General features: G+C 64.0%; 11 protein-coding genes and 1 rRNA gene. 4 read left to right on the top strand and 8 right to left on the bottom strand.

All coding sequences use genetic code 11. From position 1 onward, the window contains the following. The 4 genes from CRO75_RS31215 to CRO75_RS31200 all read right to left on the bottom strand — a co-directional run. Window positions 1-220 (bottom strand): transposase (locus CRO75_RS31215; RefSeq protein WP_143504277.1); only part of this gene is annotated, 220 nt, incomplete at its 3' end. 211 nt (window positions 221-431) lie between these two features. Further along, complete coding sequence (locus CRO75_RS31210) at window positions 432-935, bottom strand: OmpA family protein (RefSeq protein WP_009042048.1); 504 nt, start codon at window positions 933-935, stop codon at window positions 432-434. A 4-nt stretch (window positions 936-939) separates the two neighbouring features. Then, window positions 940-2,208, bottom strand: coding sequence for a diguanylate cyclase (locus CRO75_RS31205; RefSeq protein ID WP_097140454.1), 1,269 nt, complete (start codon window positions 2,206-2,208; stop codon window positions 940-942). Further along, window positions 2,205-2,783: a YfiR family protein gene (locus CRO75_RS31200; RefSeq protein WP_097140452.1), complete on the bottom strand. Its 579-nt coding sequence runs from the start codon at window positions 2,781-2,783 to the stop codon at window positions 2,205-2,207. Before CRO75_RS31200 ends, CRO75_RS31205 begins: the two co-directional genes overlap by 4 nt. A 322-nt stretch (window positions 2,784-3,105) precedes the next feature. Between CRO75_RS31200 and CRO75_RS31195 the strand changes: the two genes are divergently transcribed. The 4 genes from CRO75_RS31195 to CRO75_RS31180 all read left to right on the top strand — a co-directional run bounded on the left by CRO75_RS31195 (window position 3,106) and on the right by CRO75_RS31180 (window position 7,509). After that, window positions 3,106-3,957 (top strand): TIM barrel protein, encoded by an 852-nt coding sequence (locus tag CRO75_RS31195; RefSeq protein ID WP_097140450.1) that lies wholly within the window; start codon window positions 3,106-3,108, stop codon window positions 3,955-3,957. 12 nt (window positions 3,958-3,969) lie between these two features. Continuing rightward, window positions 3,970-5,028: a 2-oxoglutarate and iron-dependent oxygenase domain-containing protein gene (locus CRO75_RS31190; protein ID WP_097140447.1), complete on the top strand. Its 1,059-nt coding sequence runs from the start codon at window positions 3,970-3,972 to the stop codon at window positions 5,026-5,028. A gap of 43 nt (window positions 5,029-5,071) precedes the next feature. Continuing rightward, a complete protein-coding gene (locus tag CRO75_RS31185) occupies window positions 5,072-5,869 on the top strand; it encodes an ABC transporter substrate-binding protein (RefSeq protein ID WP_007922149.1) in 798 nt (265 codons plus the stop codon). Window positions 5,870-5,967: 98 nt separating this feature from the next. Then, a complete protein-coding gene (locus tag CRO75_RS31180; RefSeq protein ID WP_097140445.1) occupies window positions 5,968-7,509 on the top strand; it encodes an amino acid ABC transporter permease/ATP-binding protein in 1,542 nt (513 codons plus the stop codon). A gap of 29 nt (window positions 7,510-7,538) precedes the next feature. Here the strand turns inward: CRO75_RS31180 and recD are convergent, their stop codons facing one another. The 4 genes from recD to rrf form a co-directional block, all read right to left on the bottom strand. Further along, window positions 7,539-9,614, bottom strand: coding sequence for an exodeoxyribonuclease V subunit alpha (recD, locus tag CRO75_RS31175; RefSeq protein ID WP_097140442.1), 2,076 nt, complete (start codon window positions 9,612-9,614; stop codon window positions 7,539-7,541). Then, window positions 9,611-13,303: an exodeoxyribonuclease V subunit beta gene (recB, locus tag CRO75_RS31170; protein ID WP_097140440.1), complete on the bottom strand. Its 3,693-nt coding sequence runs from the start codon at window positions 13,301-13,303 to the stop codon at window positions 9,611-9,613. Before recB ends, recD begins: the two co-directional genes overlap by 4 nt. Beyond that, entirely contained in the window at window positions 13,300-16,752 is a 3,453-nt protein-coding gene (recC, locus tag CRO75_RS31165; protein ID WP_097140438.1) for an exodeoxyribonuclease V subunit gamma, read from the bottom strand. The genes recB and recC overlap by 4 nt, the downstream gene beginning before the upstream one ends. A gap of 163 nt (window positions 16,753-16,915) precedes the next feature. Further along, window positions 16,916-17,031: ribosomal RNA gene (gene rrf / locus CRO75_RS31160) — 5S ribosomal RNA — on the bottom strand. Between the last annotated feature and the right edge of the window lie 137 nt (window positions 17,032-17,168).

Raw genomic sequence — 17,168 nt, 5'->3', positions numbered from 1 at the left:
TGCCTCGATTGCGCCAGTCGCGAAAGCGTTGATAGACCGTCGACCAAGGGCCGAAACGCTCAGGCATATCGCGCCATGCGGCGCCTGAGCAGAGCACCCATAGGATGCCGTTGAGCATCAAGCGGTCGTCGTTTCTTGGGCGTCCCGTTTTCTGATCCTGGGTGATGAGATCTTCAATCATTTCCCAGGACGCATCGCTGAGTTCGTATCGCTTGGCCATCAGGGGCTCCTGCCGTTGATGGCGGCGATTTTACCCATTTCGATGTTTCAAGGGTTTTCGTACAGAACCTAAGGCGCCCTGCCAGCGCCACTGCAAGATCCACTTAGCACAGCCTGGTCCTGCTACTGCGAAGACCTAGCGGATCACCCTGCTGTGGGATCCGCAGTGTGAAGGAAGAATCAGGGCCTGCTGGCATGATGGTCTTCGCCGATCAGTCGGCAATGACCACGATCGAGACGCGACGGTTTTCGGTACGTCCGGCCACCGTGCTGTTGGAGGCCACCGGCTCGCTGCTGCCCAGGCCGCGCAGCTGGATGTTTTCTTCGCGCATGCCCGTGGCCACCAGTACCTTGCTTACGCTTTTCGCCCGGCGCAGGGACAGTTGCTGGTTGTAGCTTTCCCTGCCGGAGCCATCGGTGTGGCCATCGACCCGGACCTTGTCGATGTGCACGCTGACCAGGGCCTTGCCGATGCGCTCGACGATCTCGGTACTGGCGGCATTCAGTGTCTCGATATCGCTGCCGAACAGCACCTTGCCGGACAGGCCGAAGGCCCAGCCCTCGTCCGTCAGCTCAAAGCCCTCCTGCTTGAGCACCGCCACTTGCTGCGGGGTCAGCCCCTTGGGCGGCACGCTCTGGCAACCGGTCAATGAAAGCAGCGCCAGCAACAGGCCGGTGGTGAAAAGTCGCAAGCAAGGTCGAGTCAGTGAAAACAAAGAATTAGCTCCTGGATTGAACGTGAACGACGGGGGGCTCCGACCCCGCGGTGTGTTGCCCGCCTCGAGAGACACGCTTGGCCTGATACATCGCCGCATCGGCGGCGTTGAGCAGAGCACCCGGGGTGGTGCCATGATCAGGGTAGACGGCAATACCGATACTGAGGGAAGTCAGTACCGAAGTACTGCCTGGCAAGGCAATCGGCACCTCCATGCTGGCGATGATTTTTTCCGCGATACGCTCGGCATCCTCGATGCGGTGCAGCGGTGTCAGCAGAATGGCGAACTCGTCGCCCCCCAGGCGCGCCACCAGGTCTTCCTCGCGCAACTGCGCGCGCACCCGCGACGCCACCGCCATCAGCACCGCGTCGCCGGCGGCGTGACCGAAGTTGTCGTTGATGCCCTTGAAACGGTCACTGTCGAGAAACAGCACCGCCACCCGTTCGTTGAGCTTGCTGGCGCCGCGCAGCGCGCGGATCAGCCGGCCCTCGAAAAACGCCCGGTTCGGCAACCCGGTCAGGCTGTCATGGCTGGCCTGGTGGGCCAGGGTTTCGTTTTCACTCTGCAAGTGGGTTTGCCAGGCTTCCAGCTCATCGAGCAGGGCATTGAAGTCGTTGCCCAGGTTGTCCAGTTCGGCAATTTCCGCCGGCGGCACCCGAACGTCGAATGCCCGCTCGCGGCGCGCGGCATGGGCCACATCGGCCAGGCTGCGCAGCGGCCCGGTGATGCCGCGCAACTGCCGGCGCGCCAGGGAAAGCGCGACCCAGGCGCTCACCGCGATACACAGGACAATCCCCACCAGCCCACTGAGCAGGAAGCGCAGCAGGCTGCCGCCGTGCCCGGTCAGGGCGATGCTGCCGATTTCCTGGCCCTGATGCATGATCGGCACGGTGATGGGCTTCTCGAGAAAGGCCCGGGCGATCTGCATTTCCAGATCGGTCAGCAAACCGATTTCCGGCCGCTCCCAATGGGCCAGCACGCGCCCCCGGGCATCGAGTACCTGGGCATCGGCCACCTCTTCGGTGGAGGCAATCAGGGCCAGGGCTTCGGTCGCCGCGGCGCTGTCGTTGAACACCACCGCCGCTTCGACCGTGTAATTGATCGAACGCGCGATCAGATGCAGGTTGTGATCGGCATACACCCGCAACGCCAGTACCCCGAGCAATGTCAGGGACAGGCTGGCCATGGAAATGGCCAGCAACGCGACAGTCAGGTTCCCGCGGCCAATGACCGAACGCAAGGTAGGGCGAGCAGGAGATTTGAAGAGGCTCATGGCGCCGCCGGTCGACGACGGGAGAGTTGCAGCACGCTTGGATGAATCCGCACGCCACTGCGCGCCACCGAATCCAGGTTGACCTCGAATGACACCTGATTGTCACTGACGCGCAGGCAGAACAGGCTACCGACTGTGCACTGGTCGCCGCCCTCGCTGATGCTCAATACCGGATGACCGACCAGGGAAGTGAACAGGCGGGCGCGCTGGTCGTCGGTCAGCTTGCCGATGTACACCGCATCGCACTCGCTGACGATGGCCGGGTTGTCGGCCAGCAAGCGCTGCACCAGAACCGGGCGGCCCGTGGCCTGGGTCGTGCCCTTGACCAGGTCGTCGGTGTATTCGGTCGGCCCCACCACGCACAAACGCAATTGCGCCGGCTCTACCGGCCAGCGTGCATAACTGAGAATCCCCAGCACCACTTGAGTCACCGCCTTGGCGCGCTGGTCTGCCAGGCTGGTGGCAGCAGGCTCGGGTTGCGCGACGGCAAAAGTGCTCAACAGACAGACCAGGGCGGACAGCAGTACCTGCCTCCAGCCCGAAAAGCGCTCTGTCGCCGAGACAGCCACGTTCATGCAGGGATTCTCTTTGATCTTCATACAATGATGCCGCAACGATAGCACAGCCGGTGAAACCGCCGCGAGGTTCCCAGGTATGGGTAGCAGGCTATTGGTTTAGAAAAAAATGAAGTAACGATTTGAGCCTTCCTATTCTTCATGCCTGCATCGCCTGCTTAAGATCGGCGCCAGAGAGCGAGCCGTCCAGAGCGCCCTCGGTGAGACCGGATCCGCAGAGACCCGGCTCAAGGAATGTCTTTTGCTACTGCCCAGTATCGCCGCGTCGGCCCAGTGCCTTTGCGGTGCCATGAGTAGCCCAAGACATCTTTGAGGTTAGCCGATGCAACTGGAAATATTCCGCACACTCTGGGGCTATACCGCCAGCCCAGCCCAGGCCCTCGACGAGCTGCTAGCCGCCGGCTTCGACGGTATGGAAGCCCGCCTGCCTTTGCAAGCCCGCGAACGCGGCGAATTCGGCACTTTCCTGCGGGACAATCGCCTCGCCTACATCTGCACGGTTTTCACCGCCTACGACGTCCTGCCAAAACAGTCGGCCGCGTTCCAGGAACACCTGCTGGACCTGGAGCGCAAGCTCGCCTGGGCCGCCGAACTGGCGCCGCGCTTCGTCAATGTGCTGGCCGGCAACGACCGCTGGCCCCTGGCCCAGCAAGTCGAGTTCTTCGGCCAGGCCATGGAGCTGGCGCGCAAGCATGGCCAGTTCTGCAGCTTCGAGACCCACCGCGCCCGTTCGCTGTTCAATCCCTGGGTCACCCTGGAGCTGATCCGGCAATTGCCCGACCTGCGTTTCACCAGCGATATCAGCCACTGGGTCGTCACCTGCGAACGCCTGCTGGATGACCCCTTCGATGACCTGAGCGCCTTCGTCGAGCGCGTTCACCATATCCAGGCCCGGGTCGGCTATGACCAGGGGCCACAAGTCCCGCACCCCGCCGCCCCGGAATATGCCCGTGAACTGGCGTTCCACCAGCAGCACTGGGAAGCCATCTGGCATTCGCAAAAGGCCCGTGGCTACCAGGTCAGCACCCTGACCCCGGAGTTCGGCGCCGACGGCTACCTGCATCACCTGCCCTTCACCAACGTGCCAGTGGCCGACCTCTGGTCGCTGAACCAGTGGATGGCCAGGACCGAGCGCGAACACTTCGACCGCTTCACCCACTCAACCCGTCCGTGAGGTTCTTGCGTCATGCCCGAGAAGATCGATAACACCCCGGCCAAGGCCAACTTCAAGCACATTCCGGTGGTGGACATCGCCGGCCTGTTCAGCATCGAGCTGGAGCACCGGCTGGCCGTCGCCGAGCAGTTGGGAGCGGCCGCCAGCGAAGTGGGCTTTCTCTACATCACCAGTCATGGCATCGACCCGCAGTTGATCGCCGGCCTGCGCCAGGCCGCCAGGGACTATTTCGCCCAACCCCTGGACAGCAAGATGCAGCACTACATCGGCACCTCGAAAAGCCACAAGGGTTTCGTCCCCGAGGGCGAGGAGGTGTATTCCAAGGGCAAGCCGGATCACAAGGAAGCCTTCGACATCGGCTTCGAAGTACCGGCCGACGATCCCCTGGTCCTGGCCAACACGCCGCTGCTGGGGCCGAACGAATGGCCAGAACTGCCCGGCTTCAAGGAGGCGGTGCAAGCCTATTACGCGGCCGTCTTCGCCCTCGGCAGGCGCCTGTTCGGCGGGTTCGCCCTGGCCCTGGGCCTGGAGGAAAACTATTTCGACGCCCTGGTCACCCGCCCGCCTTCCAAGCTGCGCCTGATCCACTACCCGTTCGACGACGCGGCTCAGGATGCGCCCGGCATCGGCGCCCACACCGACTACGAGTGCTTCACCATCCTGCTGGCCGACAAGCCGGGCCTGGAGGTGATGAACAACCTGGGCCAGTGGATCGATGCCCCGCCGCTGGCCGACGCCTTTGTGGTGAACATCGGCGACATGCTGGAGGTGATGACCGCCGGCGCCTTTGTCGCCACCGCCCACCGGGTGCGCAGCGTCAGCGAGGAGCGCTACTCGTTTCCGCTGTTCTACGCCTGCGACTTTCATACCCAGATCAAGCCTTTGCCGCAGTTCGCCAAGGCCTCGGACGACTACGAGCAGATCGCCATCGGCGAACACATGTATGGCCAGGCCCTGCAGACCTACCAGTACCTGCGCAAGCGCGTGGAGAACGGCGAGATCCGCCTGCCGGAAAAGGCCCGCAAGCCTTCGAGCTTCGGCCACCTGAAACACCAGTCGCAAGCGTCCTAACCACCCTTTTGCCCTTTGCTTCCATCCCCTGGAGAGACCCACGATGCTTAACAAAAACAACGTTGCTCGCCTGACCCTGCTCACCGCCGGCCTGTTGTGCGCCACCGCTGGCCTGGCCTCGACCGCGACACCCGGACAGCTGAAGATCGGCATGGAAATCACCTACCCGCCGTTCGAGTCCTATGACAGCGAGAAGAACGTGGTCGGCTCCGACCCGGAACTGGCTCACGCCCTGGCCAGGCACCTGAACGCCAAGGCCGAGTTCGTCGACACCAAGTTCCCCAGCCTGATCCTCGGCCTCAACGCCGGTCGCTACGACGCGATCATTTCCGGCATGTACATCACTCCGGAACGGCAGACCCAAGCCATGACCATCGCCTATGCGAAAACCGGCGCGGCGATCATGACGTCCAAGGACAGCGGCCTGAATCCACAAACCCCTGAAGACCTGTGCGGCCTGAAGGTCGGGCTGGAACAGGGCACCACCTGGGTCAGCCAGTTACAGAAGCTCTCCAGCGACTACTGCGTGCCAAACAACAAGGGCGCGATCAGTGTCAGCGAATACCCCTCGGCACCTGAGGTAACCCAGGCCCTGCTGTCGAAGAACATCCAGGCCCAGGTGGAAATCGCCGGCGCGGCGAAGATGATCGCCGAACGTACCCAGGGTCGGGTGGTGGTCACCAGCCAGCACCTGATCTATCAGCAAACCCTCGGCATCTTCGTCAAGAAAGGCAACGACGCCACCTACAAGGCGCTGCAGGAAGCCTTCGCCGAGAGCCGCAAGAACGGCGAGTACGCCGCGATCCTCGGCAAATACAACCTGGAACCGGTGACTGACTGACAAGCCACTGCGGCGCACGGATGCGCCCGTGACCGGCCCCCGATCGAGCGCGCAGCGCCCGTCCTGATGCCTGCGATCCGAAGCCGCCCGAGGTGTTTATGCAATTCGACTGGTCCTACTTCATCTCCCTGTTTTCCCTACCCAGCTTCTGGCATGCCTGCGTCACCGTGGTCCAGCTCAGCGCCCTGGCCTGGTTCATCGGCATGCTGCTGGGCTTTCTCCTGGCCTCGGCCAAACTCTCCACGGCCGCCTGGATCAGAACCCCGGCAGCGCTGTACATCTGGTTCTTTCGCAGCATTCCGCTGCTGGTGCTGGTGGTCTTCGTCTACAACCTGCCCCAGCTGTTTCCGGCCACCGGTTCGGTGCTGTCCAACCCCTTCTACTCGGGGCTGCTCGCCCTGGTGGTGACCGAAGCGGCGTACATGGCGGAAATCCATCGTGGTGGGCTGATCTCGGTGGCCAAGGGGCAGAAGGAAGCCGGCCGCGCGCTGGGCATCGGCCTGATCGGCTTGCAACGGCTGATCGTCATCCCCCAGGCCTTCCGCATTTCCCTGCCGACCCTGATCAACGAGTACATCACCGTGGTCAAGCTGACTTCGCTGATCTCGGTGATCTCCCTGACCGAACTGCTCACCGTCGGCCAGCGCCTGTATGCGCAGAACTTCCTGGTGATGGAGACCCTGGCCGCGGTGGCGGTGTACTACGTGCTGATCGTCACCCTGTTCGCCTGGTTGCTGCAGCGCCTGGAACGCCACCTGGACCTGAACCTGCGCACCCCGCAAACCCTGGATGCCGCCGGCACCGAGCGGCTCCGGCAACAGGCACAACCGCAGCACAGCCGCCCTCGCCCACGATCGGTAGCCGGCAGTGCCCCGGCCCTGCAACTGCAAAACATCCACAAGCGCTACGGCGATCATCAGGTGCTCAAGGGCGTCGACCTGAACGTCGCCAGTGGCCAGGTGATTTCCATCATCGGTCCGTCCGGTTCGGGCAAGACCTCGCTGATCCGCACCATCAACGGCCTGGAGCGTATCGACCAGGGCGAGATCGTGCTGTTCGGCAACAGCTTCATCAGCGCCGGCGACAACCTCAACAGCCCGCAGGTGCGCGAGGGCGTGCGGCACATCGGCATGGTCTTCCAGAACTTCAACCTGTTCCCCCATCGCTGCATCCTCGACAACATCTGCCTGGCGCCGCGTTACCACGGCAGCAGCAAGGCCTTGAGCGAGCAGCAGGCTTACGCCTTGCTGGACAAGGTCGGCCTGCTGGCCCACGCCCACAAGTACCCGCACCAGCTGTCCGGCGGCCAGCAGCAGCGCGTGGCGATTGCCCGGGCCCTGGCGATGGAGCCGCAGATCATGCTTTTCGACGAGCCGACCTCGGCCCTCGATCCCGAGCTGGTGGGCGATGTGTTGAACGTGATTCGCGACCTGGCCCGAGAAGGCATGACCATGTTGATCGTCACCCACGAGATGGACTTCGCCCTGTCGATTTCCGATCGGGTGATCTTCATGGAGGGCGGCAATATCCAGCTGGACGCCAGCCCGCAAGCGATCCGCGAAGCAGCGGCGGGGGAACGGGTCAGACGCTTCATGGGGCTGGAGCAGCCAAGCGCGACGGCACTGGCCGCGGCGTTCTGATCGAGTGCCGAACGCCAGTGACCCGGCGTTCAACCCAGGTCGAGCATCAACCCGCTCAAGCGCTTGACCTTGCGCCGCACCGCCTCTTCGAACACCCCGGCCCGCGGCTCGATCAGGCTGAACCAGTCCTTGGCCCGGGTGATGCCGGTGTAGATCAGTTCCTTGGTCAGCACCGGGTTCAGCGCCTCGGGCAGGATCAGCGCGGTGTGGGCGAACTCCGAGCCCTGGGATTTGTGCACGGTCATGGCGTACACGGTTTCCACATCGTTGAGCCGGCTCGGCAACACGAAACGCACGCCACCCTGGCCATCGTTGCGCGGGAAGGCCACCCGCAGCACCAGGCGCCCGTCTTGCGTGCCTTCGTGCTCGGGCAACTTCAAGGCAATGCCGATATCGCCGTTCATCAGGCCCAGGCCGTAATCGTTGCGGGTCATCAGCACCGGACGACCTTCGTACCACTGCTGATCGCTTTCGATCAGCCGCGCCTTGAACAGGGCGGCGGTGATCCGCTGGTTCAACCCCTCGACACCCCAAGGCCCCTTGCGCACCGCGCAGAGCAACTGGAACTGGTCGAAGGCCAGCAACACATCGCGGGCCCAGGCGGTCCAGCGCGGATCTTCCAACGCTGTATCGGCAGGCGGGCGCTGGCCGCGCAACAGGCTCAGGTAATGCCGGTAACCCTGCGGCCCGTCGCCATGGCCTTCCAGCAGCAAGCGCTCCAGAGCGCGGTCCTGCTCGCCCTTGAGGCTCAAGCCATACAGGTCGGCATGGCTGCGGGCGGCCAGTAGACGGCGCGCTTCCTCGGCCTGCTGCTGGTTGACCCAGCGCGCCAGCTGGCCGATACCGCTGCCTTCGCCGAAGCGCCGGGAGTGGCGCAGCATCACCACCTGCTGGGCCAGCGGGTGAACGCCGGCGCTGTCTTCCTGCAGACCGCTGTCCGCCAGCTGTTCGCCGCTGACGGCCTCGAGCCAGCTGCGGGTCTGCGGGCTGTACCAGCCGGCCTCGGCGTCGCGGCACAGATCGCCGAGCACCGCGCCGGCTTCCACCGAGGCCAGTTGATCCTTGTCCCCGAGCAACACCAGGCGCGCGTGCACCGGCAGCGCATCGAGCAGATTGGCCATCATCTCCAGGTCAATCATCGAGGCTTCGTCGACCACCAGCACATCCAGGGGCAAGCGGTTGCCGGCGTGATGGCGGAAGTGCCGGGTTCCCGGACGATTGCCCAACAGCCGGTGCACCGTGGTCACGTCGCTGGGGATCTTCTCGCGCACACTGTCGTCGACCGACAGGGAGCGCACTTGCAGGCTGATGGATTCGGTGAGGCGCGCCGCCGCCTTGCCAGTGGGCGCGGCGAGGTGGATGCGCAAAGGCTTGCCGGCTTCGACAGCCGGGGCCTGGAGCAAGGCCAGCAGGCGTACTACGGTGGTGGTTTTACCGGTTCCCGGCCCGCCGGTAATGATGCTGAAGGCGCCTCGGGTGGCCAGCGCACAGGCAAGCTTCTGCCAGTCCACCGGCCCCGCCGCCTTGGCCGCGCCGAACAGGCCGCCGAGACGCTCGGCCAAATCCGCGGGGGTTTCCTCCTGCACCGCCAGGCGCTGGCGCAAGGCATTGTCGATGCGCCGCTCATAGGCCCAGTAACGGCGCAGATACAGGCGCTTGCCCGACAACACCAAAGGCCGCTGGCGGGCCTGCTCGCTCTGGTCGGCCGCCAGCGCCACCAGGCGACTGGCCGCCAGGGCCTTGCACCAGTGCGCGCCGTCCAGCGTCGCCAGCACCTGCGACGGCAGTACCGCCGCCGTGCTTTGCAGGTCGCCTTCCGGCGGCAGGGACAGGGCGAAGTCCGGCTCCTTGAGGGTTTCGAACAGATCCAGGCAAACATGCCCGTGGCCCAGTTGATGGCTGGTCAACGCCGCGGCCATCAGCACCAGTGGATCGCCTTGTGGCTCCAGCTCATGGAGGAAGCCTACGAAAGCCTTGTCCAGGGCGCGCAACCAGCCGCGCTCGACCCAACGATCGAGCAACAGCAGCAAATCGCCGGCCCGTACCAGGGGCGCCAGGTCGGGATGGGGCTGGGGTTCCAGCGGCGTCAGCAGATCCTCGATCACAGCAATACTCCCTGTTCCCACGCCGGCTCGGCCTTGGGCTGCTCGGGTTTGCCCTGGAACAAACGGTCCAGGCGCTCGATCAGCTCACGGGGTGGCCGGGTGAAAAACACGCCGCGGCTGGCCGAACCCGTGCCACGCAAGAACAGGTACAGGGCACCGCCCATGTGCCGGTCGTAATCGTAGTCCGCCAGACGCGCGCGCAACTGGCGATGCAGGGCCAGCAGGTACAGCACGTATTGCAAGTCGTAACGGTTGTCGAGAATCGATTGTTCCATGGCCTGCTCGGTATAGGCGGCGTCATCCACGCCCAGCCAGTTGGATTTGTAGTCGGCCACGTAATAGCGCCCTTGATGCTCGAAGGTCAGGTCGATGAAGCCCTTGAACATGCCATTGAGCAGGACAGGTTCGGCGGTCACCCGCGGCACGCCTTGATGGGTGTACTGGCGCACCAGCTCGTCGAGCTTGAGCACATCGACCTTGTGGCTGGCGAACCAGAATTCCATCTCGACCCGGTATTGGCTCAACTGTGCGAGCACCACCGGCGGTCGCCCCGCACCGGCTGGCAAAGGCAGTTGCAACAGATGCCGCAACCAGTCGCTCAGGGTCTTGATCCAGCCTTGCCAACCGCGGCGATTACAGCGCCGAGCGATGGCGTCCTCGATGGCGACGGGGTCGGCGGCGAACCCCTCGTCACCGGCCCACTCCAGCAGGCCGTGGAGGAAGGTCCCCGGGTTCGGCCCACGGGGGAAGCGATGGATGTCCGCGCCGCTGGCCACGACTTCACGCGGGGCATCGGGGTCGAGGCGCTCATCGTCGAAGAGTTTCTGCGCCTGCGGGCTTTCCGGCGCCTCGGTATTGCCGGCGCCCAGGCTGTCGCTGATACGCAGGGCGCTATAGGACGCGATCCACCAGTTCTCCGCGGCGCGCCGCTTGGGAGCCAGGGGTGCCAGCAGGGTGGCGTCGTTGCGCGGCGGATGGAAGCGGCTGTCGGAGGCGCTGGGCATTTCGCTGACACTCATGGCCTCGCAGCCTTGCTGCAGGTCTTGCAGCCAGCGCGTCAGGCCGCTGGACTCGTTCAACAACGCACCGCCGCCCAACAGGTAGCCCAGGGCCGAGAGGTGCAGCACCGAGCTGTTGTGGTTGCCGCGCTTGAGGTCGGCGACACCCAGCCAGCAGGCATGCTGGGCACGGGTCAGGGCCACGTAGAGCAGGCGCAGGTCTTCGGCCAGACGTTCGTCGTCGGCCTGGGCAATCAGCTCCGGGGTTGGCCGTAGCGTCACCTGGGCCTTGCCCGACTCGTCGTGGTAGTGCAGCGGCAGGCGACTGCCATCCACCGGCTTGGCCGAACAGATGAACGGCAGGAACACCAGCGGGTACTCCAGGCCCTTGGATTTGTGGATGGTCACCACCTTGACCAGTTGTTCGTCGCTTTCCAGACGCAGGATCTGTTCTTCGCCAGCCTGCCCGGACAAGGCCAGGTGTTCGGCCAGATGGCGGATCAGCGCTTGTTCGCCGTCCAGCTCGGCGGCCGCTTGCTGCAACAGTTCGGACAGGTGCAACAGGTTGGTCAGGACCCGTTCGCCATCGCTGCGGGCGATCAGGGCCTGGGGCAACTGGAAGTCATGCAGCAGGCGTCGCAGCATCGGCAGCACACCCTGGGTACGCCAGATCAGGCGATAACCGCGGAACTGCATGACCCGGCTCTCCCAGGCCAGCTCATCCTGGTTCAGGCGCTCCAGCTCCACCAGCGGCAGGTTCAGGGTGATGGAGGCCAGCGCGGCGCGCAGCGGGCGCTCGATATCTGGCTCGGCACAGGCCTTGAGCCAGGCCAGCAGGTCGTGGGCTTCCTGGGCGGCGAACACCGAGTCCTTGTCCGACAGGTACACGCTGCGCACCCCGCGCGCGGCCAGTTCGCCACGTACGGCCTGGGCCTCCTTGCCATCGCGCACCAGGATGGCGATGTCCGCCGGCAGCAGGCCCTTGAAGGGTTGGCTGTCACGGGCGAAGCCGGCGCTGGCCTGCTGCCCGCCGTTGAGCAAGGCGACGATTTCGCTGGCGCAGGCCGCCGCCAGTTGCTGCCGATACAGCGCCCCGGAAATGGCTTGCTCTGAGGACAGGTGCCAGACATTCAGCGCCGGCACCACCTGCCCTTCTCTTTGTAGCTGCTCCTTGCGCCCCTGGGAGGCCACCGACAGGAACGGCACCGGGTTCTTTCCGTTCTTTTCCCGGAACAGGAACGCGCCGCGCCCCTGTTCACGGGACTCGGCACGCTCGAATACATGGTTCACCGCCTTGACCATGGCGTGGCTGGAACGGAAGTTGGTGCCCAGGGTATGCAGGCGGCCGCTGGTGGCCTGGCGAGCGCGCAGGTAGGTGTAAATGTCCGCCCCGCGGAAGGCGTAGATCGCCTGCTTGGGGTCGCCGATCAGGAACAGCCCGGTCTCGGGGTTGTTGTCCTCGATGCGGTAGATGCTTTCGAAGATCCGGTACTGCACCGGGTCGGTGTCCTGGAATTCGTCGATCAGGGCCACCGGGAACTGCTCGCGAATCAGCGTCGCCAGACGCTCGCCACCCTCGGCCTGCAACGCGGCGTCGAGGCGCAGCAGCATATCGTCGAAACCCATCTCGGCACGGCGGCGCTTCTCCTCCTCGAAGCGCGCGCCGACCCAACGCGCGGCGTGTTGCAACACCGCGGCGTCGGGGCTCGGCAGGGCATCGAGCGCGACCTTGAGCCCGGCCATGGCGTCCAGTGCGGGATGATCCGGCGCATCGCCTTTCCAGGCCTCGGCCATGCCTTCGGGGGTCAGGCGGCTGAAGCCGGTACCGATATCCAGTTGTTCTATGGACTCGTCTTCGGCCCAGGCGGTGATCTTTTCGAACCAGGGCTCGAAGTAGCGCGCCTGCATCTTGCGGCCATCGACCGCCTTGCTGGCGACGCCTTGCAAGCAGATCTCCCGCAGTTGCCCAGCCCATTGCCGCCAAGGCGCCTTGAGCTGCACCAACGCCGCGCGACGCTCCAGCAAGCAGGCTTCGATCAACTGCGCCGGCGTCTGCTCCGCGTCCACTTCCCGCTCGCTGCCAAACAGCGCGCGCACCCTGGGCAGCAAGGCCGCGGGCCCGCCCCAGTTGGCCCGCACCCAGTTCAGCGCATCACCCTGCATCGGGTAGCAAAACAGCCGCCAGTAGTCGCGCAACACTTCGCCCAGCAGATCGCTGTGGTCGGTTTCCAGGGTCTGGGTAAACAGGCTGCCGCTGTCGAACGCATGCTCGCGCAACATGCGCTGACACCAACTGTGGATGGTCGAGACCGCGGCCTCGTCCATCCATTGCGCGGCGATGTCCAGGCGGCTGGCGCAACCCGGCCATTGCTCGGCGGCGAACTGATCGCGCAGCTCGGCAATCAGCGCGTCGGGCGCGGCGGTTTCATCGCGGAAAAAGCGTGCGGCTTCAGCCAGGCGGGTGCGGATCCGCTCGCGCAGTTCCTTGGTCGCCGCGTCGGTGAAGGTCACCACCAGAATCTGCGGCGGCAACAACTCGCGACCGAACCCGGCCGGCTCGCCGCCGTGCCCTAGCACCAGGCGCAGGTAAAGCGCCGAGATGGTAAAGGTCTTGCCCGTGCCGGCGCTGGCTTCGATCAGTTGGCTGCCCCGCAGCGGGAACGCCAGGGCCAAAGGTGCTTGCCGGGTCATGCATCAGCCTCCCCATTGGCCGCGGAGCGCCAGGGCGCCTGTAAGAGTGGGCGATACAGCGCATCAACCCAACCGCTGAAGGTTTCGTCGGCGATCAACGCGTTGTAGTCCGGGTACTGGCGCGCCAGGGCCGGGCTTTCCCGACGTTCGCCATCGCTGGTCTGGCCATCGCCTTCATAAGCTTTGCGCGCCGCCGCTTCGGCCTTGCCCGGATCGCTCTGGCCCAGCCAGGCAAAGGCGGTTTTCACGGCTACCGGCAGCGGCTGGCACATGCCCGCCTGCCAGGCCAGCAGCAGATCGCCCAGGCTTTGCAGCGCCGCATCGCGGTCCAGAGGCGGCAGCAACAAGGTGTCGTCGCTGGCCACCAGCGCGGTGGTCAAGGTATAGCCGCTGGCACAGGCCACCAGATGATTGACCCAGGGCCGGGTCAGGCGGTGCCATTTGCGGGTCTTGGGTGAGCCGATGCTGTTGGGGATGGTGGTGACCGACAGCAACCCGCCGTCGCTGCGTTGGTGCAGGCCGCTCAGCCAGCCTTCGAGTTTCACATCCTTGAGTTCAAGGGTAATCGGCAAGGCGCTGGTGACCGGCGTTGGCCATAACTCCAGCAATTGCCGATAACGCATCAGCAGATCCGGCAAGGGCTCGATCAGCTCTCGTTGCAGGCTCTCGCCAAAACCGGCCATGGGCAGCAAACCGCTGGCCTGTAGCCGTTGCGCCTGGGCCTGCAGGGCCTGGTCCGGATCATCGGCGCAGTTCAACGCCGCCTCCAGCAGGCTGTCGCTCAGGCTGTAACGTTGTAGCGCGTCGAGCACAAAAGGCTCTTCGTCGGCCAACGGCGCGTCGGCCGCCTCGAAGAACACCTTGAGGCGCTGACTGAAGAAATGCCGCACCGGATTACGCAGGAAGTCCTGCAACTGCCCCAGGCTCAACGGCTCTTCCTGGACATAAGGCGCCAGAGGTTCAAGCACTTGAGGAGCCGCTTGGGCCTGGTGCAACAGCTGCCACTCACGGGCATAGCTGAACAGCCCATGGCCTTCATGGAAATAGCGGGCACTGAAAGGTTGCAGTGGATGCTCCTGGGTCATGGCGTCGAGCAGATCGTCCTGGTCATTCGCCAGCTTCCAGCCACTGGCCAGGTGATCGCGCAACTGGCCGATCAGCACCGAGGCCGGGCGTTCGCTGTTGTCGCGAATGCTGCGACCGACCCAACTGACGTACAGTTGATCCCGCGCCGAAAGCAGCGCCTCCAGCAGCAGGTAACGGTCGTCTTCGCGCCGCGAGCGGTCGCCGGGCCGGTAGTCGCTGCCCATCAGGTCGAAATCCAGCGGCGGTTGCGCCCGCGGGTAGTCGCCGTCGTTCATCCCCAGCAGGCATACCAGCTTGAAGGGAATCGCACGCATTGGCATCAGCGTGCAGAAGTTCACCGCACCGGCCAGGAAACGCTGGGACAAGCGGCCCTGGTCCAGGCCAGCCAGCCAGGCTTCGCGGACCACGGTCAGCGGCAGCTCATCATGCAGGCCAACCGACTCGCAGGTTTCCAGCCAGGTTTCGCGCAAGTCTTCGAGTTGGCTCAGCAGGTAGTCGTCATGCTCGGTACTGGCCAGGAAGAACTGCTGCGTGAGGGCTTGCAGGCGCTCGCCCCACTGTGGCGGCGAAGCCGGCAATGTGAGGTTCTGATAGGCCATCTCCAGGGCATCGAGCAGAGCCACCAGCGGCCCGATCAGGGCCGCATCCAGGCCACCGATCTCATCGTAAGGCTCGATCCCCTCGCAGGCATCGGAGCGTCCCACGGCGTAACCCAGCAACATGCGGCGCAGGCCGAAACGCCAGCTGTTCTGCTCCAGTTCCTCCGGCAACCCCAGGTCGGCCCGTTGTTCGGCGTTCATGCCCCAGCGGATGCCGGCGCCTTCGATCCAGCGATGCAAGGTCGGCAGATCGGCCTCATCAATGCCAAAACGTGCGCGTAATGCCGGAACATCCAGCAGGTCGAGGATTTCGCTGACGGGGAACCGGCTGTCCGGCAGCTTGAGCAGATGCTCCACGGCAATCAGCAGTGGGTCGCGGCCACGTTGGCCCTGGTCCGTCAGGGTGAACGGAATAAAACGTCGATCGTCACGCTCCAACTGACCGAAGACCGCGCGAATATGCGGCGCGTAACTGTCGATATCCGGGACCATCACGATCACATCCCGCGGACGCAATTCAGGGTCCTCACTGAAGCGCGCAAGCAGCTGGTCATGGAGAATTTCCACTTCGCGCTGGGCACTGTGGGCAATGTGAAAACGGATAGACTTGTCCTGGTGCAGATCGACCGCCGGCCACAACTGGCGGGTCTCCTCCAGCGGGCGCAATTCGAGGATATCGTCCTGCAGTTGGTTCAGCAGAGTCTGCGGCTGACTCTCGCTGAACAGGTCGATACGGCCGTCGCGAAAAGCCGAGCGATAGCTGTTGGGATCGTCATAGCTGTCGAGCAGATTGATGTAGTCACGGCCCTGTTTACCCCAGGCGGCGAGCAGCGGGTGGGCATGCTGATGCAAGGTCTGTGGGTCGAGCACCACCGGCATCCCCGCCTTGCGCGCCTGACGTTTGTATTGATGGCGCAGCAGGTCCTTGTCGGCGACGATATCCGCCCAATGGTGACGACAAGGGTTGTGTACACACAGCAGGACCTGGCTGAAGCGGGCCAGTCCGGCCAGGGCTTCCAGGGCTTGCGCCGGCAGGGAGGAAATCCCGAAAACGATCACTCGCGAGGGCAACCCTTGTGGCGCCGTTTCCAGGTTGAGGATTCGTTCGATGAAACGTTGATGAACACCGGCGCGACTTTGCGCCATGCCCTCCTCCCCCACATCCAGCAACAACGCCCGCCACAGTTCGGCCTGCCAGCAGTTGGCGGGGGTCAGGGCCTTGGGCTCACCTCGAGCGCTGCGTAGTTGATGCCTGCCTGCGGCCCAGTCTTCCAACCAGTCGGCGCGATAGACCTGATATTGGTCGAACAGGTCAGCCAGGCGCTCGGCCAATTGATAGCGCTTGCGCAGATCCGTGTCGTGAGTAAGGAAACGGCGTAGGGGCTCGAAGTGCGGCTGATCGATCAGTTCGGGCAAAAGACGCATCAGGCGCCAGGTCAGCGGCGCTTTATCCAGTAGTGATTTGGGCGGGATTTCATCGCGTCCCAGCACCATGCGATAAAGCTGCCACATGAAACTGCCGGGGAGCTGCACATCGATGGCAGCAGCGATGCCACAGCCGCCCATGTCGTCATCCTCGGAGTCCTCAGCCAAGGCCAGCTTCAGCCATTGGGCGATGCCGTTGCTCTGGACCAGGGCGATCTCATTCTCCAGCGGCGCCAAGGGGTAACGCCGCATCCAGCTGACCACCAGGCTGCGCAACTCGTCCAGGCGGTTACCGTGAACCACCATAAAACCAGCGCTGAGGGACATGGCGTCCGGCATAAGGGCTTCCTTGGAAAATGCAAAAGCTAGGGCCGAACCTTAGCACTGTCACGCAGCGGTGACAGCTGAGAGGACCAACGTGAGTGTTGCGAGGGATGAGGCATTTTTTGTCGCACAAAAACAAAACCCCAATTGCTTTCGCAATTGGGGTTTCGGAATTCAATCTTGACGATGACCTACTCTCACATGGGGAAACCCCACACTACCATCGGCGATGCATCGTTTCACTTCTGAGTTCGGGATGGGATCAGGTGGTTCCAATGCTCTATGGTCGTCAAGAAATTCGGTGTGCCGAGTCGTCTTTCAACGCTTCAGCAAATTGGGTATGTAATAGCTTTGTGTGTTCGCAAACTTTCGGTTCGTTTCGTCTTCACACACCGCAATCTGGCTGTTAAGCGCAAATTGCTTGGGTGTTA

The sequence above is a fragment of the Pseudomonas sp. LAMO17WK12:I10 genome, from assembly GCF_900215185.1.
Classification (GTDB): domain Bacteria; phylum Pseudomonadota; class Gammaproteobacteria; order Pseudomonadales; family Pseudomonadaceae; genus Aquipseudomonas; species Aquipseudomonas chlororaphis.
Note: the sequence above shows the minus strand (reverse complement) of the source record. Positions and strands in the feature narration are given on the sequence as shown.